Source organism: Paenibacillus wynnii, from assembly GCF_030812855.1.
In the GTDB taxonomy this organism is placed as follows: domain Bacteria; phylum Bacillota; class Bacilli; order Paenibacillales; family Paenibacillaceae; genus Paenibacillus_AQ; species Paenibacillus_AQ wynnii_A.
In genome coordinates this window covers 1-26,172 of sequence record NZ_JAUSTK010000036.1, presented here as the reverse complement: position 1 = coordinate 26,172, position 26,172 = coordinate 1, and the positions used below count along the sequence as shown (strand labels likewise).

Sequence of the window (26,172 nt, the reverse complement as noted above, 5' to 3'; positions counted from 1 at the left end):
AACCACCAAGGTGGAACCCTACTCGATGGCCTGTTATATACCTAGATGAGTTGTACGTGAAACTCAAGTGCAGCACGGTCAGTGGGTAAAGTTGTTTATTTCGCCACGGGTATCGACGAAGACGGGCACCGGTAAATGAAATGTAAAAGTACAATTGGATCAGGCCCAGAGGCTGAAAAGGACGAAATGAGATGTAAAAGTACAATTGGATCAGGCCCGGAGGCTGAAAAGGACGAAATGAGATGTAAAAGTACAATTGGATCAGGCCCGGAGGCTGAAAAGGACGAAATGAGATGTAAAAGTACCATTGAATCCGCCCTCGAGGCCGGAAATGACGAAATGAAATGTAAAAGTGCAATTGAATCCGCCCCCGAGGCCGGAAATGACGAAATGAAATGTAAAAGTGCAATTGAATCGACCCTCGTGGCCGGAAATGGCGAAATGAAATGTAAAAATACAATTGAATCCGCCCCCGAGGCCGGAAATGACGATATGAAATGTAAAAGTAAAGGGGTGACCAGAAACTACATTTGACCTTCTTGGCAATAGCCATCTATAATCACCAACATGGGTTGTTAGGTATTAGGATAACAAATGAAGGCGGGGATTTACTGTGAACCAGCTATGTAAGGTGCTCATTGTGGATGATGAAATATTGGTTCGACAGGGTATTAAATATGTGTTGGACTGGGAACGGGAAGGGTTTCAACTGGTTGGAGAAGCGTCCAACGGGCAGGAAGCACTGGAGTTGGTCCAATCGCTTAAACCCCATATTGTGATTACAGATATTGTGATGCCCGTTATGGATGGTCAGGAGCTAACTCGTATTGTGAAACGGGATTATCCGGAGATTGAGGTTATTGTATTAAGCAGCTTCAGTGAATTCCATTATGTACGTTCCACTTTCCAAAGTGGTGTAGCTGATTATATTTTGAAGCCAAAACTGGAGGCAGAGGGATTGCTCCAAGTGTTAAATAAAACGAAGGACAAGATTCCTGGCTTAGTTTCTCCAGACTCCACGGATAAGGAAGCTCTTTCTGTAGATGCTCTTCTTAGCAGGATTATTTCCGGTTACGAGGTAGAACCTGATTCCGATATATTGTCCCATAAATTTCCTCATGAGCTGTTCTTCTATCTGGGCTGTGATCTAGGACTCACTACAATTTCTGATAGACAAACACTAGACAAGCTTAAGGGAATGATAATAGCCAGATTAGAGAAACAAGTTCCAAATATTATCCATTATCCTGTTCCAGGGGAGCAGAACACGATCTTATTTCTGTTTAATCTGAAAGAGAATCAATGGAGTCAAACTGTCCAGGCTGTGAGGCTCATGTCAGAAGGGTTAGCTGAGTCGGAGCCTGAGCGCCGATGGGTACTTAGTGATGGGTTTCACGAGTGGAGTAAAGCCTCAGATGTATATAACAATAGTTATTTGAAGCTGCTCCAATATCGCTTCTTTCTTCCGGATAAGGTACTTCTAATCCATGAGGAGCTGCCTACATCTAAGACTGAGCCTGACAAGTTTAATTTGTCCCATTTTACAGAGCAAATTAAAAGGCTTCAACTGGAAGAGGCTTTTACAGATTTAAGACAGCACGTAACCTCATTGTCCATGCACTATGAAAGCGATGTCTTTGAATTCAAATCGTTTTTAGGAAATATCATTTTTAATGTCACTAACCAATTAACACATATCAAAACGCTGGAGGAAGCTAAATACGCAATGTTTCGTGCTATTGATGAAGCACCGGATGTGGACGAGACCATCTTTGTGTTGGAATCTTTTCTGAGTAAAGTTCTCCAGTACACAACTAATTCCGGTGGCCCGCAGGCCAGTAATGCGAACATGAATCGGCTGCTTGAGTATATCGAAGATCATTATGCTGAACCTTTGAGTCTGACTGAACTGTCTAAGCATTTTCATTTCAACCCGTCCTATTTATCGAGTCTATTTACCTCACATAACAAAGAAGGTTTTAAGGAGCATTTGAATAAAGTTAGAACGGATAAAGCGGCAGAGCTGCTTCGGGGGGACGGTGCCCCCATTTCGGAAATCAGCAGTATGGTCGGGTACGGGGATCATAGCTATTTCTGCAAAGTGTTTAAAAAATATACGGGATTATCGCCTAGTCACTACAGAAGGCAATATTACAGTCAGGAGTAGGATGGTTATGAGGGCTATTATGGAAAGGTTCAAATTCTACAGTCTCTTTATCAAAATATTCATTGTCATGGTGGTCAGCATTATTGCTGTAGCCATCTCTGCATCGTGGACGACCGTCCGCATGTCGGAGAAATTGTTCATGGAGACCTTCAGTATTACGAATTCCAAAGTGATTAATCAAATCAAAGCGAATTTTGAATCTTTTCACTATTCAATCGTAACAGCTACTAATAATACGCAGCTAAGCGGTACCATCAAGAGCTTTTTAACGGAGGAGGACTCCGATTCTACCAGGGTATTTAGAAGCTTTTACAACATGACCACCCAGATGAAAAGGATTCAATCTAATGTTGATGCTTATCAGGTTGGGATTAAGATTATGGGTCAGAACGGCCGCAGCTATTCTACCAATACGAATAATTTGCTTATGACCGATGAAGAACTGAGAAATCATAAGATAACTATAAATACGATGGCCGATCCCAAAAGACTGATGTATCAGTTCTACCAGGAAAAGAGTACACCTACATCGTCTCAAGAGGCAGTGATCGTCGCCAGTAAATCGCTAATGGAACGAACCACAGGTGATACTTATGGATCCCTGTATTTTACGATTCATGAAAAGGCTTTTCAATCCTTTTACTCAAGTATGGTCAGCGGCGGAAATGATGTTGCGATACTGAATAAGGATGGTTTAATTGTTTCAAGCAACCAAAGTGAACTTTTGGGGCAAAAAGCGGATGATTTATTGCAAGATGCAAAGGATATTCAAGAAAAGGGACTGGATTATAAAAACGTAACTTTCCGGGACAAGGATGTTATTGTTTTAGCGGATTATCTATCCTCATACGATTTCTATATTGTGAATTTGATCGATAAGAAGACGGCTTTGGGACAAATGGTGGATACCAAAATGGTGGCGTTGATCTGCTCAGCCATTGTTATCGTTGCCCTGATTGTTGTTTTTTTGATTTCTAGAAAGCTTACCCGTTCCTTAACCTTGCTAACCCGGCAAATGTCCAAAATTACAGAACGTAATTTCCATAATTACATCACGGTAACAGGCAGCTTCGAATTTCAGGAGCTTGGACATGCCTATAACTATATGCTGGATGAATTAAATGACTATGTGGAAAGGCTAGTACAGACACAGAAGGAACAGCGCAACGCCGAGCTGGCCGCTCTTCAACAGCAGATTAACCCTCATTTTTTGTATAACACACTCTCCTCTGTGAAATTTCTAGTGCAGCAGGGCAGTAAGGAGAAGGCCGTCCATACGATTCATGCCTTGATCTCTTTACTACAGAATGCTCTTAGTAATGTCAGTGAAACGATTACGGTAACGCAAGAACTGGAAAATTTGAAATCCTATGTCTTTATCAACCATGTTCGTTATGGGGAGCGGATAAGAGTTAACTTTTTTATCGCACCTGACACTATAGATTATCATGTACCGAAGCTAATTATTCAGCCTTTTATCGAGAATGCCTTTTTTCATGGCTTTAATAAGAAAAGCGAGGGATATATTCATGTGCTCATCTCTCAGGAGTCTGGTTCTCTCTTGTGTGAGGTTGTCGATAATGGGGATGGGATGGAAAGCGGGGGGGCAGAATTGTCTCTTTCTAACGAGAGCAAGCGCCAGTTGTTTACGGGAATTGGTATCAAAAATGTTCATGACCGGATTATTTTGTTATATGGCGATGAGTATGGAGTTACGATTATCAGCAAAGTAAATGAAGGAACAACGATCAAAATTCGCCTGCCGCTAATAAACACATAAAAATAATGCTAATTTCAAAAGAAAGAACAAATGAGGCGTGGATAGCGCTTTCAATAAGGCGAAATAATGACAAATCATCATAAAGTAATTTCTAACGATCCATTTAGCCGCGATGATAAGATAAGTATGTAATCAGGAAGCGCTTACAGCGAAGTGCTAAAGAAAGAAACATACAAAAAGGGGATGAAGACTTTGAAGAAAAGCTTTGCGTTACTGTTAATTTGTATGATGATACTCACAGCCTGCGGATCCAATTCGGGCTCGAAGAACACAGCAGATACAGGAAACACAGGTTCGAAAAGCAATGAGGCCAAAGAAATTACAATTTGGGCCTGGGACCCAGCCTTTAATATTGCCGCATTAGAAGAAGCTAAAAAGACTTACGCCGCTATTAATCCTGATGTGAAAGTTAACATTATCGAGTATGCCCAAAGTGATATTATCCAAAAGCTAAACACTGGACTTAACTCCGGTACAACGAAAGGCTTGCCGAACATTGTCCTGATCGAGGATTATCGTGCACAAGGTTTTCTTCAATCCTACAAGGATTCGTTCACTGATCTGAGTAACTCCATTAAAGGCACTGACTTTGCAGATTACAAGAGTGGACCAACCAGTCTAGATGGCAAACAATATGGTATTCCATTTGACTCTGGTGTAACCGGGTTATATGTGAGAACAGACTATTTGGAGCAAGCTGGCTACAAACTTTCTGATTTGCAGAATATTGATTGGAAGCAATACATTGAAATTGGTAAAAAAGTAAAAGAAAAAACAGGTAAAGCGCTAATCACTTTGGATCCAAATGACCTTGGTATTATCCGCATGATGATTCAATCCGCAGGTTCTTGGTATTTAACAGAGGATGGCAAAACACCTAATCTCGCTAACAATGAAGCGTTGAAACAAGCTTTTGAAGTCTACAAAGAGCTGATGGATTCCAATGTGGCTAATGTTCATGCCGACTGGAGCCAGTTCGTAGCCGCACTGAACAATGGGGATGTTGCATCGGTTCCTACCGGCAACTGGATTACTGCTTCCATTAAGGCTGAGGCAACTCAATCCGGTAAATGGGGAATCGCACCGCTTCCTACACTTCCAGGCAATGATAAATCCGTACATGCTTCCAACCTCGGGGGTAGCTCATGGTACGTAATGAACGTAGATGGCGCAGATACGGCAGCAGACTTTATGGCTAAAACTTTTGGTTCTGATGTAGAACTGTACCAAAAGCTGCTTACAGATATCGGAGTTATCGGAACATTCAAAGCAGCGGCAAGCGGCGAAGCTTACAGCCAAGCCAATGATTTCTTCGGAGGCCAAAAAGTAGTTACTGATTTCGCAGCTTGGACGGAGCAAATTCCTAGTGTAAACTACGGTATCCATACCTATGCGATTGAAGATATTCTGATCGTTGAAATGCAAAACTTTCTGAACGGCAAAGAGATCGACAAGGTATTAAGTGATGCACAGGCTCAGGCAGAATCACAGATTAAATAAGTAAGAGTCCTCACCAGGTAACCTTGGTCGTAATCTGCTACTCCAGCAGTCAGGAGTGTGAGAGAGCGTCCAAGGTTGTTGTTTTTATAAGATCTAAATTCGAAGGGGTTGGGCCGTTGTGAAAAATACGAACTCAAATATGAGCATCCGTCGTAGGAGTGTACTAACCGGATGGTCCTTCGTCCTGTTATCAGTAGTCCTAATATTCATTTTTTATTTCTATCCGATGATACAGGCGTTAATCATGTCCTTTCAGACCGGGACAGGAAGCAATCTTGAATTCACTGGTTTGGATAATTACAAGCGGTTATTCTCAGATGCAATGTTTTTCACAGCAGTAAAGAACACCTTTATTTATTTGTTGGTGCAAGTGCCTATCATGATCGTACTAGCGCTGTTTATATCTGTGCTGCTGAATGATAAGAAGCTGAAATTCAAAGGCTTTTTCCGGACAGCCATTTTTCTACCTTGTGTAACCTCATTGGTTGCCTATGCTATCGTTTTCAAATATTTGTTCGCAGGCAATGGCCTGGTGAATACGTTCTTATTGAATCTGCATTTGATTGATACGCCAATCGGATGGATTACTGATCCTTTCTGGGCAAAAATTACGATTGTAATCGCCATAACCTGGCGTTGGACCGGATATAACATGATTTTTTATCTGTCTGCTCTGCAAAATATCGACAATTCCATTTATGAGGCAGCCAAAATTGATGGGGCTTCCGCAGCACGACAGTTTTTTGGAATCACGATTCCTCTGTTGAAGCCGATCATCTTGTTTACCTCTATTACCTCGACGATTGGTACCCTGCAATTGTTCGATGAGGTTATGAATATTACTAAAGGCGGACCCGGAAATTCAACGCTCACCATCTCTCAATATATTTATAATTTGTCCTTTAAGTATTCCGCAGACTTCGGATATGCGGCTACAGTATCCTATTCCATCGTAATTATGATCATATTGCTTTCGTTCCTCCAGTTCAAAGTGGCAGGTGATAAAAATGCTTAAGAGCAAACGATTTTTCACATACCTCTTCCTGAGTATTATATCTTTCGTATCCATCTTCCCGTTTCTGTGGATGGTCATAAGCTCAACGAATAAGTCGGTCGATGTAACAGGGGGTAGATTGCTGCCGGGAACTCATATGATGGAGAATTTCCGTAAGCTATTAGAGACGACAGATCTTCAATTATCACTTGTTAACTCGGCTAAAATCTCTATTACAACTACCGTATTGGCTTTACTTATCGCTTCTCTGGCCGGATACGGTTTCGAGGTATTCAGAAGCCGTTCCAAGGATATTGTCTTCAACATTTTATTGTTATCCATGATGATTCCTTTTGCAGCTATGATGGTGCCGCTATACCGGATGTTTGCCAATGTTTCCGATACCCTTCCCTGGATGGGAGTAGACACAATGACTTCAGTCATTCTTCCCACGGTGACAACGGCGTTCCTTATTTTCTTCTTCCGCCAGAGTACGAAGATGTTTCCTAAGGAACTGCTTGAGGCTGGGCGTATAGATGGATTAAGTGAACTGAGTATCTTTTTACGGATCTTTATCCCTACTATGAAAACAACCTATGCAGCTGCGGCAATTATTACGTTCATGTCGAGCTGGAATAACTATCTCTGGCCATTGATTGTTCTGCAATCTCCTGAAACCAAAACCATGCCGTTGCTTATCTCTATCCTTGGTTCAGGTTATGCGCCGGATTATGGCATGATCTTAATCGCCATTGTTATCGGAACGCTTCCAACCGCTATTGTGTTCTTCTTGATGCAGAAGCAGTTTGTGGCTGGGATGACGGGATCAGTGAAATAATGAACGTTGTTAGAGTTTGAATTTAACTTAGTGTAAAACAAAAGATACATCTAAAGCATAGGTCAACAACCGTCACTACGGGAAACTTTGGACTTACGATCGCTGTTATCTTCGGATTTCTTGATTAAACCGCTCAGCGGTTGAAATCCGAAGATAAAGGCGAACGCTACGCTTCTCCAGTTCCAAATTTCCACTTCGTTCCTTAATTGACTCGAAATGATTTTACTAAAAGTACAATATTTATCTCCTAGTTTCGCTGCGTTAAGAGCCGCACTCTAAAGACGTTACTTGATTTCACAAATATTTAGGCAGGGGGAGTGAAGGAAGTGAATGAAGTGAAAGAGATTGCACCCAGCATAGACTGGCTGGAGGATGTAAGTATATTTGCAGTAAACAGGATGAAAGCGCATTCGGATCATAAATATTACGAGAGTATGAAAGAGGCAGAGAAGGGTGAGGCTATGGCCTTGCGCCATAGCCTGAACGGAAGCTGGAAGTTCAGCTATGCTGTGAATCCGTCCAGCAGGGTTGTGGATTTTTATAAAGAACAATTCTCAACTGAGGGATGGGCGGATATTGCGGTTCCGGGACATATTCAGCTGCAGGGGTTTGGAAATCCTCAGTATGTGAATACCATGTATCCGTGGGATGGTCATGAATATCTCCGACCGCCGCAAGTATCCAAAACCCACAATCCGGTGGGAAGTTATGTAAAGACATTTACAATACCCGAGCAAATGAAGGACAAGCCGGTGTTTGTATCTTTTCAAGGGGTAGAATCGGCTTTCTATGTGTGGCTTAACGGTGAGTTTGTTGGCTATAGTGAGGACAGCTTTACTCCATCGGAATTTGATTTGTCTCCCTATGTACGACTGGATGGTGACAATAAACTCGCTGTAGAAGTATATCAACGGAGTACGGGCGGCTGGCTGGAAGATCAGGATTTTTGGCGTTTCTCTGGTATTTTTAGAGAGGTGTATTTGTATACCGTACCGCAGATTCATGTGAGAGATTTATTCGTGCGCACGGATCTGGGTGCGGCTTATCAGGATGGGGTTCTATCTGTAAGTCTGGATTTTGTGGGGAAACTTTCCGGTAGTGTGAAGCTCAGCTTGCTGGACCCATCGGACCAACCGGCAGGTTCAGTTGATGCGTCAATAACAGGCGAGCAGCTTGCCGTTAGTATTCAAGTGCAGAAGGCTGAGTTATGGAGCGCGGAAGTTCCTAACTTGTATAGTCTATATATAAGTGTGTATGACGATCAGGGGACATTACTTGAAGTGATTCCGCAAAAGGTAGGCTTCCGTAAGTTTGAAATGCTGAACAAGGTTATGAGTATTAACGGCAAGCGGATTCTTTTCAAAGGCGTCAACCGTCATGAGTTCAATTGTAGAAGAGGCCGTGCGGTTACGATGGAAGATATGCTGTGGGATATTAAAACCTTGAAGCAGAACAACATAAATGCGGTTCGCACATCACACTATCCAAATCAGAGTGAATGGTACGCTTTGTGCGATGAATACGGGATCTATGTTATCGATGAAATGAATCTAGAAACCCACGGATCTTGGCAAAAGCTAGGCGCTGTTGAGCCTTCATGGGTGATTCCAGGCGACCGCCCGGAATGGCTCGATATTGTCATGGATAGAGCGGTGTCCATGGTCGAGCGGGACAAGAATCATCCGTCCATACTGATCTGGTCTTGCGGCAATGAATCATTTGGTGGTGAAGTAATCTATAAGGTATCGCAATATTTCAAGCAAGTTGACCCGGGCCGATTGGTTCATTACGAGGGAGTCTTCCATGACCGCCGGTTTGATGCTACCAGTGATATGGAAAGCCGGATGTACGCGAAGGTGGACAGTATTGAGGAATATCTGCTTGACGATCCGCAGAAGCCTTTTATCAGCTGCGAATATATGCATGCCATGGGGAATTCATTGGGTGGAATGAGCAAATACAGTGAACTGGAGCAGAAATATCCGTTGTATCAAGGCGGCTTTATCTGGGATTATATCGACCAGGCTATGATGAAAAAAGACCGCTACGGCAAGGAGTTTTTAGCTTTCGGCGGTGATTACGGTGACCGGGCTACGGACTACAATTTCTGTACGGATGGAATCGTCTATGCGGATCGGAAGCTGTCTCCAAAGATGCAGGAGGTTAAGTTCCTCTATCAGGATATTAAGCTGGTTCCCACTTCAGCGGGAGTAACCATTCGGAACGAAGGCTTGTTCCAAGGGACCGACCATTGCGAACTGCACTATAGTATCCATAATGAGAACGGGGAAGTAGCTAACGGGAAGCTCGGGGTACAGGTTGAGCCGCAGAGTGAAGCTTTTGTATCGTTTGATTGGGATGAGAGTTCAGTTCCAGACGGTGGTGAGTACTGGATTAATACATCGCTGAAGCTGAAGGAAGCTAAGCTATGGGGAGATGCGGGGTTTGAAATTGCTTTTGGCCAGACCGTGTTCACTGATGAAGTTACAAGTAATGTTGAAGCCGTTCAGCATAAAGGTCTGATCGAGAATCAAAATGATATTAAAGTGGTCCATGGTGATGTGAATATTGGAGTAAAAGGTAAAAACTTCAGTATTATGTTCTCAAGAGGGATCGGCAGTTTGACATCGGTGAACTACTCCGGCAAAGAGCTTATTGCGTATCCTCCGACTCCGTTATTTTGGCGGGCTGCTACGGACAACGATAAAGGAACAGCTATTGGATTCCATGCCGGGGCCTGGTATGCAGCGAGCTTGATGCCAAGATGTACCGATGTTGCTCTGGTCGAGGGTGATGGCGAAGTGACGGTAACGTTCAGCTATCGTTTGAATATCAGCGTGGATGTAAAAGTTACCGTTGCCTATACCGTGCGTTCGGACGGAAGCATTATTGTAAAATCCCGTTATGAAGGAACCGCGGGTCTTCCAGATCTTCCGATTTATGCAATCAGTTTCAAAATCCCTATGGAATACAGCCATCTGGATTGGCTGGCACTGGGTCCGGATGAGAATTATAGCGACCGTAATCAGGGGGCAAGACTTGGCCGTTTTCGTAACGAGTCCGCAGATAGTCTTTCCGGTTATGTTGTGCCACAGGAATCAGGAAATCGTACGGGGGTCCGCAGCGTATCCGTTACGAATGATGAAGGTACCGGAATTAAGATTTCGGCTCCTGCAGCTAACCCTGTAGAGTGTCGGATTTCGCCTTATACAGCATTTGAGCTGGAAAATGCTTATCATCAATATGAGCTGCCTCCAGTACATTACACGGTAGTTACCGTTGCTGGGAAGCAAATGGGTGTCGGCGGTGATGATAGCTGGGGTGCTCCTGTCCTTGATGAATATCGTATCCCGTCTGACGGAGTTATCGAATATGAATTTGTGATTTCGAGAGTGTAGGACAGACCCTCTATATTCTCAGAACTTTAAAATTTCAACAAAGCAGCGATTCTCCCGTTATTGGAGTATCGCTGCTTTGTGTTTTTGGCCCACTGCGTGTAGGTGTAGAGGATGACTTTGGTGAGCCTTTAAGGTTGAAATCTGTCGCGGCCACTGGCGGGGCCAGGGTAAGCGGCGTTAAGAATGACTTCGTCTAGCCGATTAACAGCGGCATTGACCCACACGAACGAGTTGATTTTTGAGTATTGTTTTCCGCTGAAAACAGCGGAGAGGACGGAACGATTGTGGAAAAGCGGCAGCGGTCGCCTGAAAGTTTTCCAAAGGAAAACTAGCCTCGAAAGCATAAGCTGTATCCGGATTTTCACCGCTAAGGGGAATAAAAAAAATCTGGAGACCACAGCGATTGTAACAACGGTCCGTTCGCGGAGCGTCCTCACAAGTGACCACGGTGATCCTACTCAAAAAGCAAGGAATGTACCAAGTATGGGACACCCCTTTTTAGATCTATTTCGAATCAAAGGTAAAAGTGCTCTTGATTCGCCCAACGTGACCGCAACCGTCCAAATGATGGTAAACTATTTGAAAGCTCTACCAATCCAATAATCAGGAGGAATTACATGCAGACATTGTTTCGGTACAACTGGAAGGTACGAGAAGAATGGTATCAATGGTGTGAGGATGTCTCCGTTGAAGAACTCCTCAAGCCTCGAACTGGAGGTGTGGGAAGCATTTTGAAGACGCTTTTCCATATTGCCGATGTAGAGTGGAGCTGGATTAGAACTATCCAAGGCAAACCGGATTTTCAAGAAAATTTCGAGGAATACAACACTCTGCAAAAGGTGCGTGAGTTGGATGCCGCATTCCGCCCGGAAGTGGAACAGTTTGTATTAGATTGGAATGTAGATTTGGAGCGGCGGATTTTTGAGGATACACTCGCGGACGGAAGCACAGTTACAGATGCATGGGGAGAAGTAATGCGCCATGTCATCGCGCATGAAATTCATCATGTTGGGCAGCTCTCGGTGTGGGCTCGTGAGGTTGGCAAGCCGCCCATCTCCGCCAATGTCATTGGCAAAGGGTTGATGAATACATTACCGGGCGGCGGCCTATAACAGTGGCGGAAACCACACATGCCGCAGATCTACCCAACCCTGACTGTTGAAGGTCACTCCGCGAACAGAAGGCAGGTAGGCGGTTTCCATAGGTTTTTCATGCAATATATGCAGGTGATTCTGTCCAATCAACAAGTCTTCAATGCGTTGAAAAGATTGTGCTCTCACCACAGAGTTCGATTCTAGGGCAATGGTGTTCAGCCATCCTTCAACATCTGCTCTTATATGCTGTTCAATATGCTGTGATAAAGTACGGTATAAGTCGAATAGCCGGAGCTGCTCGTCCTGATCCCGGAATAAGGAGAACACGATCAGATCGGATTCCATACGAATGGGACCCTTGAAATCTTCGGGAGAAGAGGTTACAACCTTGCAGGGATAACCGTGTCCAGCCAATCTGGCGGCAATAGATTCGGCATCTCCCTGATATTGAGAGATCGTTGCGATTTGCAGGGGGATAGATGGTATAGATACCAGATGCTTATCAACAGGTAATATTACGTCCTTTTTAAGGCAAGATATAAGGTTAGCACGAATGACGGGGTCGCTTAGCGGCCCTTTTTTTTGCGTATTACAAGTGACGAATTTACGGATATAAGACTCCGAATGGATACGGCTCCAAGTGCCTTCGCCCTCAAGAGCGGGATTCTGGATGACGTGAAAAGGAGAACCGGACTCGGATAGGGCTGCTTCAACTCTCCAAGGAATATTCAGGATTTCCACTCGATCCAAGTGCGCTCTTCCACGGAAGTAATAGGGAAATACCTCCAAGATACATAGATTATCATTCATTTCACTGACTTTAAAAGGTCCTGTTCCAACGGGTTTCCTGCCAAAGCCGCTCTCTCCCCACTGCACCAGCTCATGCGGGACAATGGCTGCACGGCTTGTACAAAGAAAGGGAAGAAACAGCTCATTGGGTCTTTTTAACCGGATTCTTACGGTGGATGGATTCACAGCTGTTACTTCTTGAATTTCTTTGAAGATACTGTTGTAAAGAGTTCGTTGCGGACTTTGAATGAGCCTCTGAAAGGAATATACAACGTCTTTGGAACTGAGAACCTTCCCGTGGTGAAAAGGGACTTCTTTTCGCAGGAAAAATGTCCACAACGTCCGGCTTTCATCGGTCTCCCAGGCATGAGCGAGGTTCGGAACAATCTCATCCCGGTTACTCCCCCGTCTAACGAGGCCATCGAACACATGGCTGGAAATAAAGGATTCGGCAAGCAAATTCATATAGAGAGGATCAAAGGTATGCAGTTGCTGGGTAATAGGCAATCTTAGCGTATCAATTTGTCGGTTATGGTTCATCTCAGCATGATGCCCAAAATATTCAAGCAGCCAGCCTTGCAGCGTATCCTGCAGCGTGGAAGATTTAGCATGTGTTTTAATCCCGGCGATAGCACTTCCTATATCTTTTCGACTAATGGCCTGCATCATGGATTGTACGGCTATATCTTCTGGGGGAATTAGAAACTTCAGCAAAGAACGGCGTCCGCGCCCACGACTTGGTGTCCAGGATATCCATTCCTGAGATACCATTTTATTCACAACATGAAGGGCATTTCGGTGGGTGCAGCCTAAGGTTAGCGCCAGCTCGTCCAATGTAACTTCGATTTTGTTAGTGCTTCCATGTTGGGAATGCAGCTTCAAATATTGGTCATGCAGCTTCATAGCACAGGCATCCCTTCAAAATAGGAAATAAATAAAATTTTCTTTCTCTTTATCTTCTTATTTTATCATCTAAAATAAAGGTCAGAAAGTAAATAAATGGGGGTATCTAACATGTTAAATGAAATTACGCCGAAAAAAGAGCCTGCTTTTACAGCATTGATGGTTGGGTTCCTGTTGGCAGTCGTACATCAGTATCTCTTTTATGGAAATGCTATCGGGGTTTCTTATCCCATATTTATTGTCTTTTACTATATGTATATGCTTTATTACAGTAAAGATAGGGTTCGGAAGTTAACCTGGTTCAGTTATGCATGGCTGGGTTCTATTCTATTGCTCTCACTAACTTATGTGCTGTTCCATAACCCGTTCTTCTTCGGTCTTAATCTGCTAGCCATTCCGGCGATTATTATTCTACATATGACTTTCATGCTGCATCCGGGCCAATTATCCTGGGCCTCTGCTTCTCTGATCAAGAAGGCTCTGAAGCATCTTTTTCCACAAACCTTTAGGCAATGGGCCAACCTAGTAGGGATTATGAAAAAAACAGCAGGAATCAAAGTAAAGGAAGGTCAAACGGATGTGTACCGTAAAGTTCTCATTGGATTATTGATTTCCTGTCCACTGCTGTTGGTAGTTGTATCGTTACTTTCCTCGGCAGACGGGGTTTTTAATCAAGTGCTTTCAGAAATATCTCAAGGGTGGAACCATATTTCTTTCGGTGAAGGATTTATCCGTACGTTTTGGGTAGTTGCCCTCGGCCTGGGTTTTTTCGGATATTTGTGGGGGTTTGTGAAGCCTCATGTACCCGAAGAAAAGCCGACTAAGAATGGCAGGGACTACCTAGAACTCTTCCCTTCCATTAAGCTTGATCCAATTATCGCAACAACTGTTTTGTTTGCCGTGAATACCGTATATGTACTGTTTGTTGTGGTGCAATTCTCGTATTTATTCGGGGCTTGGGAAGGGATTCTGCCGGAGGGGAGTTCTTACGCAGATTATGCACGGAACGGATTTTTTGAACTGATTATGGTGACATCCATTAACTTTATGATCTTAATGAGTACACTGCTGCTGGGCGAAAAAGGTACGGAATTGCAGAACAAAATCATCAATGTTCTTCTGTATGTGTTGGTTGCTTGCTCCACGGTGATGTTGTACTCCGCTTATACTCGCTTGGATCTTTATGAGGAAGCTTACGGATATACTTATATTCGATTTCTAGTGCATGCTTTTATGCTGTTTCTGGGTGTACTGATGATTATTGCAGGTCTGCGTATTCATTATAAGCGGCTTCCGTTGGTAAAATGTTATATTCTGCTCGGTGTGTTGTCCTATGTTCTGATGAACTATATAGGAATGGATGTTATCATTGCGAACAATAATATGGAGCGGTATGAAATCAGCGGCAAACTGGATACGGAATACTTGTTCACTCTAGCTCCTGAAGCGATACCTACTCTGATTGAATTCAGCCGTGAAGAAGATGGAATGCTGGATACTTATTTAAAGGAGGAATGGAAGAGCACTGCTGCATCCAACCAGAAATGGCAGTCCTTCAATTTGTCGCAGTACCGGTCACAACGTGAGTTGGATAAATATTTTGATAAGTAATTATTTATTGAGAACATCCTCGTATTCAGGGTGGAGTTCAAATCTTCCTTTAGCAAAAGGGCATAAAGGCACAATCTTAATACTGTTCTCCCGAGCATAACTAACGATTGCATTCAAAAGGTTGTCACCAAGCCCTTGTCCCCGGTAAGCTTTGTCGACTAATGTGTGATCGATGATATAAAGTTTTGGGGTTGAGGTTACATAAGTCATTTCGGCAGCAATTGAGCCTTGATCTCGAATAAGAAATCTTTTATTGGCTGGTTCATGATTCACAATATGCATCTTTACGCCTCTTTCTGTGTGGGATTATTGTCATCGTCTAAAAGTTGATATTTCAGAGCTCCGCTTGGACATTTGTCAATATGCCGGGCAATTTCCTCCGCAGTGGCGGCATCAGGATCCACCCAAGGGCGATTGTTTAAATTAAAAACGGCAGGAAAGCCTTTAACGCAAATTCCGGAATGAATACATTTATCGGAATTAAACATTACATGGATACTTTTCCCATAATACACTTTCTGTTCAATGGTCATTCTTTCACACCTTTCACTGGAGTGGGGGACAAGATTAAAAAACATGTTTTATATGAATATACCCTTAGTGATATGAAGTGAAGCATGTGTATCTGGAGTGAGATTATCATGATCGTTAGGAGGTGTTCAATTGCTGGAGCAAGTACTACTAGTATCTTTGTTCACTTTTATTATTCACCTGTCCGAGACCCTTACTTATTCTCTTCGTCTAGCAGGTGTGCGTTTAGGAAAATTGGCAGTGGCCTTGTCCTTGTCTGGAATTATATTGCTCATATCGAGAACAGCTAATATGCTACAGGGCCCACTTACCGGCAATATTTTAGATTTCGCAAAACATAATGCAGGTTATAATATAATGGATTCGTTTCAGATGATTATCGGTGCAGCAACATTAGGGACGTTTACAGCGCTATTACTTTTTCCATCCGCTGTCTTGCTGTCCTCTAGGATAATATCCCATTTAGAAGTTGCAGGGTCCATCCCTCAAATGATTCTTTCTTCCGTTTCTCTACAAAAGATAAAACATGCACGAGTTCATTTACGCTTCCCTAAATTGTCGATGTTGTCTCGGTTGAGAATTGGAGGCATCCCCAAAAGGCTCGTGGTCCTAAATGTTGTAGTTACCGCAATGGCTACAATTTTACTTACCCTACTCATTGATCCGCAAATAGGTCTAATTACTGATAAAGTACTAAGAGGAGAAAAAGAGGTCGCTGCTCTAAGTAAGGTTTTTGGATTATTAATGCTGTCGCGATTATTGGGAACTATCCTTGCACAAGTATTACTTTTACCAGCTGCTTATTGGATTCATTGGATGGTATCAGTTTTATAGCCATTTAATCGAATCGAAGAGGAGGGGCATACCTTCAGCTTTCAAGCCCCCGAGTTCTATCTTAAGAACGGATATATACAGTCAAGAAATCTATAGCTTAACAAGCGGGAGAAGGTGCAGTATATGCAGACCATATATGATCTAGAAGCTGTCCGTGGATTAACAGAGAAGAACGGACTGGATCAAATTTTTAGTGCAGAGGTTATTCAGGAAATGGAGCTACGACGATATGGGGATGGAGAGGCAATATGCTCTGTGGGTGATGTCCTGGAAGGGCTGTTCATACTAGTCCAAGGAAAGCTGAAAATCCATACGCTGCTTCCAAATGGCAAGTCCATGCTGGTTAGATTCGCGAAGCCAACCTCGATTATTGGGGATGTCGAGCTGCTTCGGCAGTATCCGGTTAAAAATCAGGTCGAATCTGTGGGTGACAGCCTGCTGTTTGTTGCCGGTAAAAAACTGATGTTCAAAGAGCTTGAGAATAATACTACACTGCTGCGATTTCTCGTAGGTGAGCTAAGCCATAAGCTGTATACACTGGGTCAGACTTCCGCCTTAAATCTTCTATATCCTGTAGAAAATCGATTTGCCAGCTATCTACTCTCTCTATTCTCAGATCAAGGGACAGTGAAATATGTAGAGGAAATTCGTACTTCAACCTTAATGGAGACCGCGGAATTGCTGGGTACAAGCTACCGTCATCTCAACCGAATTGTGAAGCGGTTTATAGAAGAAGGCATTATCGAAAGAAAACGCGGTCGTTTGATCGTGCTCCATGAGGGCAAGCTGGCCGAACTTGCGAGTGGGAATTTATATGAGTGATTTTTTAAGACCGCTTACTATGGAGCAGCAGCTCGAGTAAAGCGGTTTTTTTGTGTTCAAAAATATACTTTAAACTAACATTCAGTTGAGTTTCAGATTCATTTAAGCTTTCGCCTTTAGTATAAAAAAATACATAGAGTTGCATAACGATACGGAGGAATGGATCATGTTGAAAAGAAAAAGTATACGGTTCAAAATATTACTGGGCTTCACTGCTGTAATTGTATTGTTTCTTGTGGCTATTGTAGGCAATACGTTTTTTCAGGTGAAGGCTTCTATGCTGACAGATAAGGTTAACCACAATTGGAATAAGCTATCTATGGTTCAGGATCTGACGGATAAAATTCGGACAGCTGACGAACTGGGCTCACGTTATATTATGAGCAATACGGATGAGAACAGAAACACATATAAGTCTAAGTATGACGCACTTCTTCCTACGATAACAGCGGCGATCACAGAATTGAAGAATAATGGACTGAGTGAAGGTGAAGGGATAGGAATAACAGACTTGGAAGACAGGTGGAATAAATATTTAAATGTACTGAAGGAATCCTTCGCGCTGGCAAAAGAGGGCAACTTCCCCAGTGCGCATAACAAATTCACCGGTTTATCCTTGGATTCCATGATTGAATCTCAGGTGGTCTTTCAGGAGATGCTTACAAAGGAAATAGAAACCGATCAAAGTCTAGCGGATTCCCAACGTCAACTCGCTATGATCATCAGTCTTAGTGTGACGGGTTTATCGGTTGTTTTGGCAGCGATCCTTGCCTTGTTAATCTCTGGACGTATTGTAAAACCGCTGCATGATGTGAACAAACAGCTAAGTGAGATTGCCTCCGGGGACGCGGATCTAACGCGCAAGCTGAATGTTCGTACGAAGGACGAGATCGGTGAACTGGCTAACAACTTTAATAAAATGACAGAAAATCTTGGGGCCATGATTGGACAGGTTACCCAATCGGCGGCTGGTCTGGCAATATCCTCTGCCAAGCTAACTTCAGATAGCGGTCAAACCGCACGAGCTACTGAAAGAATCGCTGACATTATGGGGGAAGTAGCATCAGGAGCAGGCCAGCAGATGAGTGATTTGCAGACGAATATGACAACACTCTCTGAGATTTCAATGGGTATTGGGCAAATTGCTGCAAGCGTTCAGGATATTTCCGAAGCTTCACTGCGTTCTTCTGAATTCGCGGTTACGGGGGATAGATCCATACAAGCCGCCATTAATCAGATGGGATCGATCAATTTGTCCATTAAGACCCTCTCCGAACAGGTGAATGGATTCGTGAGGCACTCCCAGGAGATTGGAACCATTGTGGATAGTATAAAAGGAATTGCCTCAGAGACTAATATGCTGGCGCTGAATGCGACAATAGAGGCCGCCCGCGCAGGGGAGCAGGGCAGAGGTTTTGCTGTGGTTGCGGATCAGGTGCGGAAATTGGCTGAGCAATCGGCAGAATCCGCTAACCGCATCGCGGACATGGCTCAGGCTATACAATCGGATGCTGATCTTGCTATGGCCAAAATGAAGGGCAGTATGGTTGAGGTTCAGGAAGGAACAGGAATTATGGCTGCTGCCGGACGCTCCTTCGGTGAGATTCGCTTGTCCATAGATGGATTGACAGGACAGGTTCAGGAAGTGTCGGGTGCGGTAGAGGAAATTTCTGCAGCTACAGAAGACATTGTTGAATCCATTCGTTCGGTTACACAAATCTCAGAAACTACCGCTGGAAATACCCAAAATATCTCGGCAGCTTCACAAGAGCAAATGGCCTCTGTGGAACAAATTGCTTCTTCCGCGAGCGCATTAAGTACAATGGCTAAGGGGCTTCAAGGGTTGGTAGCCAGATTTAATGTGTAGATAGTGGAGTAGAGTGCACTAATTAATGGAAAATAAGGATAAGAACGTAATATAACACACACAAATCATAGAATTTGCCATCGCCTTAAAGAATGCTATCTCTTATATTATTACCAATAAGAGTTAGGGCATTAATTAGGGTACAAGCATCCTCCGAGGTTCGGTCACTCCTTTTGCGAAATTGCAGCTATGCAGATGAAGCAAAGGAAGACCGTTCTTTTTTTATGTGAGTCTAGGGAGTCATTCGGAGGTTTTGATAAAACAGGCTGTCAGTTAGATACTAGGACTCCGTAGGGTGCTTGAATATTGATAATTAGGAGGCGGTTCTTTATAAGGGGATCATTTTTGAAAGCGTATACAATAATGGATTGACAAAAGTGATTCTGGCTGTGACGCAGCTCCACAAAATTTTGGAGGAGGTTGTTAAAGTGATAAAACGCAAATCTTCTGCAAGGAAATCAGTCCTAATGTATCTATTAACTATTGCATTAATCGCAGGGCAATTGGCGCTTTTTCCGTCAGTTAGTTCAGCTGCCGGGAATTTGGCTCAAGGCAAAAGTATCACTTCAAGCTCGGTAGGTGATGTGTATGTAGCGTCGAACGCGAACGATTCTAATCAGGGAACCTACTGGGAGAGTGCCAGTAATGCTTTTCCGCAATGGATCAGAGTAGATTTGGGTGGGACCAGTTCCGTAAACCAGGTTGTACTCAAGCTTCCGCCGACATGGGAGACAAGAATGCAAACCCTGTCTGTACAAGGAAGTAGTAATGACTCCACTTATACTAATCTAGTGTCTTCTGCAAACTATACGTTTAGTCCAGCAAGTTCATCGAATACGGTTACCATTAACTTTTCAGCAGCAAGCGTGAGATATGTCAAAGTAAATTTCACAGCGAATACAGCTTGGCCGGCAGCACAGTTATCTGAACTGGAAGTGTATGGAACGACTTCTATACCGTCAGGAGCTTATGAAGCGGAAGCGGCAGCATTATCCGGCGGTGCCAATATAAATACGGACCATACCGGGTATACGGGAACGGGTTTTGTAGACGGGTATTTGGCATCAGGTGCCACTACAACATTCACCGTCAATGCTGCTTCCGTAGGGAATTATGATGCAACGTTGAGATACGCTAATGCATCCGGCAGTACAAAGACGGTTAGCCTTTATGTGAATGGTGCTAAAATCAAACAAACTTCTCTTGTGAATTTAGCGAACTGGGATACTTGGTCAACCAAGACCGAGACATTAGCTTTAACGGCAGGTGTGAATACGATTGCTTATAAATACGACTCTACGGACACCGGTAATGTTAACTTGGACAACTTGAATGTCAGTCCGTCTACAACGCCGACAGCAACTCCAACGCCGACTGTCACTCCAACAGCAACACCGACAGCAACACCAACGCCTACACCAACAGTCACACCTACAGCAACCGTGACACCTACAGCAACACCGACAACGGGTCCAGGAACCAATCTGTCTCTGAATAAAACGGTTAGCGCCTCGTCATCAGTGTTTACTTTTGTACCCGGCAACGCCAATGATGGGGATGTTAACACGTATTGGGAAGGTGCAGGGGGAAGCTATCCGAATACACTTAGTATAAATCTGGGTAGCAATGCCAACATCTCCTCTGTGGTCCTGAAGCTGAATCCAGCTTCTGCTTGGGCTACTCGTACCCAAACGATTCAATTACTAGGACACGACCAGACTACATCGGCCTTTTCCAGTCTTGTACCTGCAACGGTCTATACTTTCAATCCTTCAAGTGGCAACTCCGTAACCATTCCGGTCACTGCTACTGCCAGTGAAGTTCAATTGAAAATCACAACAAATTCTGGCTCTAGTGCGGGTCAGGTTGCCGAATTTCAAATTATAGGGACACCGGCTGCCAATCCGGATTTGACGGTAACAGCGATGTCATGGACTCCGTTTGCCCCGGTAGAGACAGATGCTATTACATTAACGTCAACTGTCAAAAATATCGGTACAGCTGCCTCTGGAGCAACAAATGTCAGTTTCTATTTAGGGACTACACTTGTGGGTTCGGCTCCTGTCGGTTCCCTAGCAGCAGGTGCTTCTAGCAATGTAACTCTTAGCATTGGTGCAAAAGACGCGGCGACCTACGCTTTAAGCGCAAAGGTCGATGAAAGTAATACCGTCATTGAAATAAATGAAGCTAACAACAGTTTTACTAACCCAACATCACTTATTGTTACACCAGTTTCAAGTTCCGATCTGGTCGCCTCCTCTGTAAGCTGGACGCCAGGTAATCCTGCGGGAGGAAATGCGGTAAGCTTCTCGGTAGCAATCAAGAACCAAGGTACTGCCGCTTCTGCAACGGGTGCTCATGCCATCACGCTCACCATTACTGACGCTACGACTAATGCAGTGGTTAAGACCTTAACTGGTTCTTATAACGGTGTTATTGCTGCCGGTGCAACAACTGCCCCTGTCAGTATGGGAAGCTGGACTGCCGGGAACGGCAAATATAACGTAAAAAGTGAAATTGCTGTGGATACAAATGAACTTCCTGTAAAGCGGGCCAATAACATCGCGACACAATCTCTCTTTATAGGCCGCGGGGCTAATATGCCTTACGATATGTATGAAGCAGAGGATGGTATTGTCGGCGGCGGAGCGGTTAAGCTTATTGCCAATCGTAATATCGGCGATCTCGCCGGAGAGGCATCCGGTAGAAGAGCGGTAACACTGAATACTACAGGAAGTTATGTAGAATTCACGACTAAAGCCAGCAGCAACACCCTTGTAACTCGCTTCTCCATTCCCGATGGAGCCAGCGGGGATGGAACCAATGCTACGCTCAACATTTATGTGAACGGAGTCTTCAGTAAGGCGATTAGCCTTACCTCCAAATATGCGTGGTTATACGGATCGGAGACAAGCCCTGGCAATTCGCCAAGCTCCGGTGCTCCGCGCCATATCTATGATGAAGCGAATATCATGTTCGATTCTACAATCCCAGCCGGAAGTACAATTAAATTACAAAAAGATTCCGCGAACACTTCACAATATGCGATAGACTTCATCAGTTTGGAACAGGTATCACCGATTGCCAATCCTGATCCGGCGAAATATACAGTACCTGCCGGTTTCACACATCAGGATGTGCAAAATGCACTGGATAAAGTTCGTATGGACACAACCGGTAATCTCGTAGGTGTATACTTGCCAACTGGAACGTACGAGACTTCAAGCAAATTCCAAGTCTATGGCAAAGCGGTAAAAGTCATTGGCGCCGGACCTTGGTACACTCGGTTTGTAGCTCCGACTAGTCAGGCCAACACCGATATCGGATTCAGAGCAAGCGATACGGCAAACGGATCAACCTTTGCGAATTTTGCTTACTTCGGCAATTACACCTCACGTATAGACGGTCCCGGAAAAGTATTCGACTTCTCGAATGTGGCTAACATTACCATAGACAACATCTGGACAGAGCATCAGGTATGTATGTACTGGGGAGCTAACACAGACAACATGAAAATTACAAACTCGCGTATTCGCAACACCTTTGCCGATGGTATTAATATGACTAACGGCAGTACAAACAATTTGGTATCTAATGTGGAAGCTCGAGCTACCGGTGATGACAGCTTTGCATTATTCTCTGCGATTGATTCCGGTGGAGCAGATATGAAGGATAATGTGTATGAGAATCTGACTTCAATCCTAACTTGGCGCGCGGCGGGTGTAGCCGTTTATGGCGGTTATGCTAATACTTTCCGCAACATTTACATTGCAGATACGCTTTGCTACTCGGGTATTACGATCAGTTCACTGGACTTTGGTTATCCGATGAATGGATTTGGGGCTTCTCCAACTACGAACTTTCAGAACATTACGATTGTTCGTGCAGGCGGACATTTCTGGGGCCAGCAGACGTTCCCGGCTATCTGGGTATTCTCGGCCTCCAAGGTATTCCAAGGTATTCGGGTCAGTGATGTGGATATCATCGATCCAACCTATCACGGGATCATGTTCCAAACCAATTACTCCGGCTCTACTCCGCAGAATCCGGTAACAGATACGATCTTTACGAACATCACGATTTCCGGTGCACAGAAGAGCGGGGATGCTTTTGACGCTAAATCAGGTGTCGGTATCTGGGCGAATGAGGCTGCTGAAGCCGGTCAAGGCCCGGCAGTCGGTTCAGTAACCTTTAATAATTTGAAGATTACAAACACGGTCACGGCTATTAAGAACACCACTTCGACCTTTACAATTAACGTTAATCCTTAAACTTCAAAGCTTCAAAGAACTAGGAAGCCGTGTCCCGCTGTTATGGGGGAGACGGCTTCTTCTACTGTCCATGGCCGAATCGACAGGAGTCTTACGCCAAGGTACAATGATTCTGAAGTGAACTGGAATGAAGGAGGCTCATCATAGTGCATAAAGTAGTCAATGATATTACGGAGCTGATTGGGGATACACCTGTCGTACGCTTGAACCGTTTAACAGGACCCGGTGATGCCGAACTATATGTTAAGCTGGAGTATTTCAATCCCAGTGGCAGTGTTAAGGATCGTGCTGCTTACAATCTGATTCATAGGGCTGAAATGGAGGGTCAATTGAAGCCGGGCGGTACTATTATTGAACCGACAAGTGGAAATACCGGAATAGGGCTGGCTATGAATGCGGCGGCTAAGGGGTACCGGGCCATTCTAGTGATGCCTGACAACATGACAAAGGAACGGATTAATATTCTAAAAGCATACGGTGCTGAAGTCGTGCTCACTCCTGCAGCAGAACGTATGCCCGGGGCAATTGCCAAGGCGCTTGAGCTTGGACAGGAGGTCGAGAACAGCTTTATTCCACAGCAGTTCGAGAATAAAGCCAACCCTGATATTCACCGGACAACAACTGCTGTCGAGATATTAGAGCAGATGGCGGGGAAGCTGGATGTATTCGTTGCTACTTCAGGAACGGGTGGCACCATTACCGGTACAGGTGAAGTCCTTCGGCAGAATTTGCCGCAGATCCGTATTCTAGTTGTGGAGCCGCAGGGATCACCGGTACTATCAGGTGGAGAGCCTGGGCCGCATAAGCTTGTGGGAACGAGTCCGGGATTTGTTCCAGCGATTCTGAATACCAGCGTATATGACGAAATTATCCAAGTATCTGACCAAGATGCACTGGATACGGTTCGAGCAATGGCTGCACATGAAGGAATCCTGATAGGTCCATCGGGTGGTGCCGCTGTATGGACTGCTCTGCAGGAGGCACGGCGTATAGGGCCCGGTAAAAAGATACTTTGCATCGCTCCTGATACAGGGGAACGTTATCTCAGCATGGATATATTTTAAATACACGGGGAGGTATGAGAATGTATAAATTCACCGGCTTCGCGTTGTTTCTGCTGCTGTTGCTCGGCTGTTCTGATTCCAGCAAAAATTCAAATACCAATGAGCAAAGTCCATCACCCTCCCCCAACGCAGGGATTGCGTCTGCTTCTCCAGTACTATCTGCATCTCCTGAACCAACTGCATCGGAGCAACCAGATGTTTATCTGGATAAAGGAAAGTTAAAAGCGGTATTTGGATTTACTGACGGGGAAAGCAAGCAGTTATTGGTTACGGGGCAGAATGAGGGTGAGGAGAAACTCATGGCTCAGCTTAACAGTGCTATAGGGGAGAATGGCAACGTCCTTTCTGTAAAGTTTGTGGAATGGCAGACTGGAAATGAGCTGAACAACGGTAGGGATACTGCTCAGAATTTCGAAAATCTTGCCGGATATCTGTTCACCATTGTAGAAGGAAAGGCCGCCCCGGATCAGACCTATTATCTGGCGGATCAAGCAGATTTTAATACAAAATCACTTCAGACCATCCATTCTATGAAGGCGGATGAAGGTTCAACAGAAGTAGAAGCAAGTGTTAAGAAGGAAATATCCGCTGCTCAACAACGGGATATTGAGCAGATCTGGAAGTTTGCTGATATACCTGATAAAGGTCAGTTATTTCTTGTTCAATTTGTTAAGCAGGGTAAGAATATGCTATTCAGTTTCGTGCTGAAAGAGGATGATAAGCTTACCTTCATGAATTATCCGGCCATCGCTGAGGATGAGTATTCGGTATGGCGTGTAGATGACGGCGGTAAAATAAGCCCCGACATGTTCTCGATCCTCTTCGCTGCCGAGGCTTCAGAGGGTATGGTGCTTGGACTCCACTGGTGGGGGGCGGAGGGTGTGAATTCATTTTTATTGGAGCAGATGGGAGATAGCTTTGAGGAAATGGGAATTGAATACAGTAGGTACACATCCCCACTTTAGACTAAGATAATTAAAAAGGTTGTCAAGGCTGCTCACCATGGAAGATATTTCCTTTTGGTGAGCAGCCTTTTTTGTACACCTTATGTACGCCGAATGTCTTACACACCTGCAACTCTCTAATGAGAATTCGTAACTACTCGTCCCCTCTCGAACTGTACATAAATAGATAATGGTCTACAAGACATAAGTCCATGCCGCCCGTAGGTAAATGGAGTAGTATACAAAAGGTCTATAGGAGGTGTCAAATATGGGACTTACTGAGTGTAAGAAGAGTATTAAAAAATGCGATTTGCCGTTGAAGAAAAGAAAGCCATCCAAGAAAAAATGCTCCGCACGAGATAAAGGTTGTTGTAATGAGATTATCGTCAAAAGGCAAATCGTACGTGTTAATATCTCTCCAGAAGCTATAGCAGCAGGTGCAGTAGGAGCCATAGGTGCGGCGGGAGCATTAGGTGCCACCGGAGCTCTGGGAGCAGCCGGAGTCATAGGAGCGGCGGGAGCATTAGGTGCCACCGGACCCGCTGGATTAGCGGGATTAGCCGGACTTAACGGACCTGCTGGCGCCATAGGACCCGCAAGTCCTGCAGGTCCCGCGGGAGTTGTCGGACCCGGTGGGATCGCAGGCCCTCCAGGTCCTGTAGGTCCGGCGGGACTTAACGGACCTGCTGGCGCCATAGGACCCGCAAGTCCTGCAGGTCCCGCGGGAGTTGTCGGACCCGGTGGGATCGCAGGCCCTCCAGGTCC

The 26,172-nt window shown here is 44.5% G+C and carries 18 protein-coding genes and 2 pseudogenes; 17 read left to right on the top strand and 3 right to left on the bottom strand.

What is annotated here, in order from left to right; genetic code table 11:
* Positions 1-23: 23 nt before the first annotated feature.
* From J2T20_RS25935 to J2T20_RS22990, 9 genes and pseudogenes are all read left to right on the top strand, one after another.
* Positions 24-132: pseudogene (locus J2T20_RS25935) on the top strand (transposase); the annotation flags it as partial.
* 3 nt (positions 133-135) lie between these two features.
* A complete protein-coding gene (locus J2T20_RS23025) occupies positions 136-534 on the top strand; it encodes a hypothetical protein (RefSeq protein WP_307591938.1) in 399 nt (132 codons plus the stop codon).
* Positions 535-613: 79 nt separating this feature from the next.
* Positions 614-2,167: a response regulator transcription factor gene (locus J2T20_RS23020; RefSeq protein ID WP_307591936.1), complete on the top strand. Its 1,554-nt coding sequence runs from the start codon at positions 614-616 to the stop codon at positions 2,165-2,167.
* Between the two features lie 7 nt (positions 2,168-2,174).
* Positions 2,175-3,947 (top strand): sensor histidine kinase, encoded by a 1,773-nt coding sequence (locus J2T20_RS23015; protein ID WP_307591934.1) that lies wholly within the window; start codon positions 2,175-2,177, stop codon positions 3,945-3,947.
* 192 nt (positions 3,948-4,139) lie between these two features.
* Positions 4,140-5,447, top strand: a complete 1,308-nt coding sequence (locus J2T20_RS23010; protein WP_307591932.1) for an ABC transporter substrate-binding protein — start codon at positions 4,140-4,142, stop codon at positions 5,445-5,447.
* 139 nt (positions 5,448-5,586) lie between these two features.
* On the top strand, positions 5,587-6,462 hold the full coding sequence (locus tag J2T20_RS23005) for a carbohydrate ABC transporter permease (protein WP_307591979.1): 876 nt from the start codon (positions 5,587-5,589) through the stop codon (positions 6,460-6,462).
* On the top strand, positions 6,455-7,279 hold the full coding sequence (locus tag J2T20_RS23000) for a carbohydrate ABC transporter permease (RefSeq protein ID WP_307591931.1): 825 nt from the start codon (positions 6,455-6,457) through the stop codon (positions 7,277-7,279). Before J2T20_RS23005 ends, J2T20_RS23000 begins: the two co-directional genes overlap by 8 nt.
* A 398-nt stretch (positions 7,280-7,677) precedes the next feature.
* Complete coding sequence (locus J2T20_RS22995; RefSeq protein WP_373457848.1) at positions 7,678-10,677, top strand: glycoside hydrolase family 2 TIM barrel-domain containing protein; 3,000 nt, start codon at positions 7,678-7,680, stop codon at positions 10,675-10,677.
* Positions 10,678-11,294: 617 nt separating this feature from the next.
* On the top strand, positions 11,295-11,789 hold the full coding sequence (locus tag J2T20_RS22990; RefSeq protein WP_307591929.1) for a DinB family protein: 495 nt from the start codon (positions 11,295-11,297) through the stop codon (positions 11,787-11,789).
* Here the strand turns inward: J2T20_RS22990 and J2T20_RS22985 are convergent.
* Complete coding sequence (locus J2T20_RS22985) at positions 11,784-13,463, bottom strand: ABC transporter substrate-binding protein (protein ID WP_307591927.1); 1,680 nt, start codon at positions 13,461-13,463, stop codon at positions 11,784-11,786. The two genes, J2T20_RS22990 and J2T20_RS22985, sit on opposite strands and share 6 nt — an antisense overlap.
* A 111-nt stretch (positions 13,464-13,574) precedes the next feature.
* Here J2T20_RS22985 and J2T20_RS22980 point away from each other — a divergent pair, with 111 nt between their 5' ends.
* A complete protein-coding gene (locus J2T20_RS22980; RefSeq protein ID WP_307591926.1) occupies positions 13,575-15,074 on the top strand; it encodes a DUF4153 domain-containing protein in 1,500 nt (499 codons plus the stop codon).
* Here the strand turns inward: J2T20_RS22980 and J2T20_RS22975 are convergent, their stop codons facing one another.
* Entirely contained in the window at positions 15,075-15,356 is a 282-nt protein-coding gene (locus tag J2T20_RS22975; RefSeq protein ID WP_307591924.1) for a GNAT family N-acetyltransferase, read from the bottom strand.
* A gap of 2 nt (positions 15,357-15,358) precedes the next feature.
* Positions 15,359-15,607 carry a (4Fe-4S)-binding protein gene (locus tag J2T20_RS22970; protein WP_307591922.1) on the bottom strand — a complete coding sequence of 83 codons (249 nt, stop codon included), beginning with the start codon at positions 15,605-15,607 and terminating at the stop codon, positions 15,359-15,361.
* Positions 15,608-15,737: 130 nt separating this feature from the next.
* Between J2T20_RS22970 and J2T20_RS22965 the strand changes: the two genes are divergently transcribed.
* From J2T20_RS22965 to J2T20_RS22935, 7 genes and pseudogenes are all read left to right on the top strand, one after another.
* Positions 15,738-16,439 (top strand): lipid II flippase family protein, encoded by a 702-nt coding sequence (locus J2T20_RS22965; protein WP_307591920.1) that lies wholly within the window; start codon positions 15,738-15,740, stop codon positions 16,437-16,439.
* A gap of 123 nt (positions 16,440-16,562) precedes the next feature.
* Positions 16,563-17,261 (top strand): Crp/Fnr family transcriptional regulator, encoded by a 699-nt coding sequence (locus J2T20_RS22960; protein WP_307591918.1) that lies wholly within the window; start codon positions 16,563-16,565, stop codon positions 17,259-17,261.
* Between the two features lie 166 nt (positions 17,262-17,427).
* Positions 17,428-19,128: a methyl-accepting chemotaxis protein gene (locus J2T20_RS22955; RefSeq protein ID WP_307591917.1), complete on the top strand. Its 1,701-nt coding sequence runs from the start codon at positions 17,428-17,430 to the stop codon at positions 19,126-19,128.
* A 467-nt stretch (positions 19,129-19,595) separates the two neighbouring features.
* The gene (locus J2T20_RS22950; RefSeq protein WP_373457847.1) at positions 19,596-23,399 is read left to right on the top strand and encodes a galactose-binding domain-containing protein; all 3,804 of its coding nucleotides are present in this window, start codon (positions 19,596-19,598) and stop codon (positions 23,397-23,399) included.
* Between the two features lie 143 nt (positions 23,400-23,542).
* On the top strand, positions 23,543-24,463 hold the full coding sequence (gene cysK, locus J2T20_RS22945) for a cysteine synthase A (protein WP_307591975.1): 921 nt from the start codon (positions 23,543-23,545) through the stop codon (positions 24,461-24,463).
* A 20-nt stretch (positions 24,464-24,483) separates the two neighbouring features.
* Entirely contained in the window at positions 24,484-25,428 is a 945-nt protein-coding gene (locus J2T20_RS22940) for a hypothetical protein (protein WP_307591914.1), read from the top strand.
* A gap of 247 nt (positions 25,429-25,675) precedes the next feature.
* Positions 25,676-26,172, top strand: a pseudogene (locus J2T20_RS22935) (collagen-like protein); the annotation flags it as partial.